The organism is Paeniglutamicibacter sp. MACA_103, from assembly GCF_045798555.1.
GTDB lineage: Bacteria > Actinomycetota > Actinomycetes > Actinomycetales > Micrococcaceae > Paeniglutamicibacter.
This window is the reverse complement of sequence record NZ_JBIXLN010000100.1, coordinates 1-2,327: the sequence shown is the minus strand read 5'-3', so window position 1 is coordinate 2,327 and position 2,327 is coordinate 1. Positions and strand designations below refer to the sequence as shown.

3 protein-coding genes are annotated in these 2,327 nt (G+C 67.1%); all 3 read right to left on the bottom strand.

Annotation, left to right across the window (positions count from 1 at the left end):
• On the bottom strand, nt 1-785 hold a 785-nt coding region (locus tag ACIPVK_RS21690; RefSeq protein ID WP_407614052.1), incomplete at its 3' end, for an ABC transporter ATP-binding protein.
• Nucleotides 775-1,548, bottom strand: coding sequence for an ABC transporter permease (locus ACIPVK_RS21685; RefSeq protein ID WP_407614051.1), 774 nt, complete (start codon nt 1,546-1,548; stop codon nt 775-777). The genes ACIPVK_RS21685 and ACIPVK_RS21690, both read right to left, overlap by 11 nt.
• Entirely contained in the window at nt 1,545-2,300 is a 756-nt protein-coding gene (locus ACIPVK_RS21680; RefSeq protein WP_407614053.1) for an ABC transporter permease, read from the bottom strand. The genes ACIPVK_RS21685 and ACIPVK_RS21680 overlap by 4 nt, the downstream gene beginning before the upstream one ends.
• Nucleotides 2,301-2,327 lie beyond the last annotated feature (27 nt).

The window sequence follows — 2,327 nt, the reverse complement described above, 5'->3', positions numbered from 1 at the left end:
CGCAGCTCGGTGAAGCGCGGCAGGGAGCGGGTCTCGAGCTGGTCGCGTTCGGCCGGAAGGTCGATCACGATGTCCTCCTGCACGATGGTCGGCGAGGAGGACAGGATGATCACGCGCTCGCCCAGGTAGATCGATTCGTCGATGTCGTGGGTGACGAACAGGACCGTGACCCCGAGCTTCTTCCACACGCTGCGGATCAGGTCCTCGAGGTCCGCGCGGGTCTGCGCGTCGACGGCGGCGAAGGGCTCGTCCATCAGCAGTACCTCGGGCTGGTAGGCGACCGCGCGGGCGATCGCCACGCGCTGCTGCATGCCGCCGGAGAGCTGCCACGGGTAGGACTTGGGCACGTGCGCCAGGCCCACGGCCTCCAACGCGTCGGCGACCAGGCGCCGGCGTTCCTCCTTGGGCACGCCGGCGTTCTTCAGCGGCAGCTCGACGTTCTCCGCCACGCGCAGCCAGGGGAAGAGGGAGCGGCCGTATTCCTGGAACACCACCGCCATCTTCTTCGGCGGTCCGGTGACCTTTTGCCCGTCCAGGCGCACCTCGCCCTCGGTGGAGTTCAGCAGCCCGGCGATGCACTTGAGCAGCGTCGTCTTGCCCGAACCCGACGGCCCGACCAGGCAGACCAGCTCGCCGCGGCCCAGGTCGAAGGTCAGGTTGCGCACCGCCTCGATGTCCCCGGCGTCGGTGTGGTAGACCTTCTTCAGTCCGCGGACCGAGAGCAGCGCCTGCCCCTCGGGCAGGGTGCGGCCCCCGGCGTGGGACGTGGGATTCTCAGACAGCATTTTCAACCTCTTTCAGGCCGTGGTACCAGCGCAGCACGCGCCGTTGCACCCATTGGAAGACAAAGGACAGGGCCACGCCGATCAGTCCCAGGACCACGATGCCGGACCACATTTCCGGGACCGCGAAGGACCGCTGGAACTGCACGATCGTGAACCCCAGCCCGGAGGACGAGGCAAACATCTCGGAGATGACCATCAGGATCAACCCGATGGACAGCGCCTGGCGCACCCCGGCCATGATGGTCGGGGTCGCGGAGGGCAGGATCTGGTAGCGGATCCGGGCGAACCCGGAGATGCCGTAGGACCGGGAGGTCTCGTTCTGCACCGGGTCGATGGAACGCACGCCCTCGATGGTGTTCAGCAGCACCGGCCAGATGCAGCCGGAAATGATCACCGCGATCTTCATGCCGTCGTTGATGCCCACCAGCAGCATCAGCACCGGAACCAACACCGGCGGCGGCAGCGCCCGGAAGAACTCGAACACCGGCTCGGTCACCGCGCGCAGGGTGCGGTTCAACCCCACCGCGAGGCCCAGCACGATGCCCAGCACGATCGCGGCCAGCACCCCGAACAGCAGGCGCATGATGCTCGGCAGCACGTCGGTGAGCATCCGCTCCCCGAACCAGGTCTCCACGAACGTCGTCAGAAGCTTCGCCGGGGTGGGCACGAAGAAGTTCGGTTCCCCGGAGGTGGCCAGCCACCACCAGGCCAACAGGATGAGCGGCAACCCCAGCAGGTAGCCAATGGATTTCAGGGTTTTCATGCCGTCGCCTCCCCGCGAACCGACGGATGCCAGGACAGCACCCGCTTCTCCACCACCCGGGTGACCCCGTTGATCGCGACCCCGAGGAACCCGGTGGCCAGGATCAGCGCATACATCCCGGCGATGGCGCCGCCGGACTGCGCCAGGGAAATCTCATTGCCCAGCCCCGGGGAGCCGATCAGCAGCTCAGCGGTGATCGCCAGGATCAACGCCACCGAGGCGGCCAACCGAATCCCGGTCATCAAATAGGGCAGCATCGTGGGGAACACCACGTCGCGCACCCGCTGGACATACGAGAACCCGTAGGACCTGGCGGTCTGCATCGCCACGTTGTCCACATCCGCCACCCCGTAGAGCACCTGGATCAGCACCTGCCAGAAGCAGGCGTAGACGATCAGCAGCAGCGAGGACTCGATCTTCATGCCAAAGAGCAGCACCGCCAGCGGGATCAACGCCACCGACGGGATCGGGCGCAGGAACTCGATGCTCGAGTTGGTGAAACGGCGCAGGAACGGCGACATCCCGATCACCAGGCCCAGCACCAGCGCGGAGACCACCGCGATCGCCAGGCCGATGGCCCAGGCCAGCATGGTGTCACCCACCGCCACCCAGAACGCCGCCAGCCCCAGGTCGGTGGCCAGGGCCGCGAGGACCTCGGACGCCGGGGGCAGGTACTTGGCCTGCACGATCCCCAGGATCGGCATCAATTCCCAGAACCCCAGGAACGCCACGACGCCGACCAGCCCCAGCACCCACTTCGGCCATCCCCTGGACGGCGC

Coding starts and splice junctions, on each gene's coding strand:
- ACIPVK_RS21685 (WP_407614051.1), bottom strand. CDS start 1,548: ATGAAAACCCTGAAATCCATTGGCTACCTGCTGGGGTTGCCGCTCATC.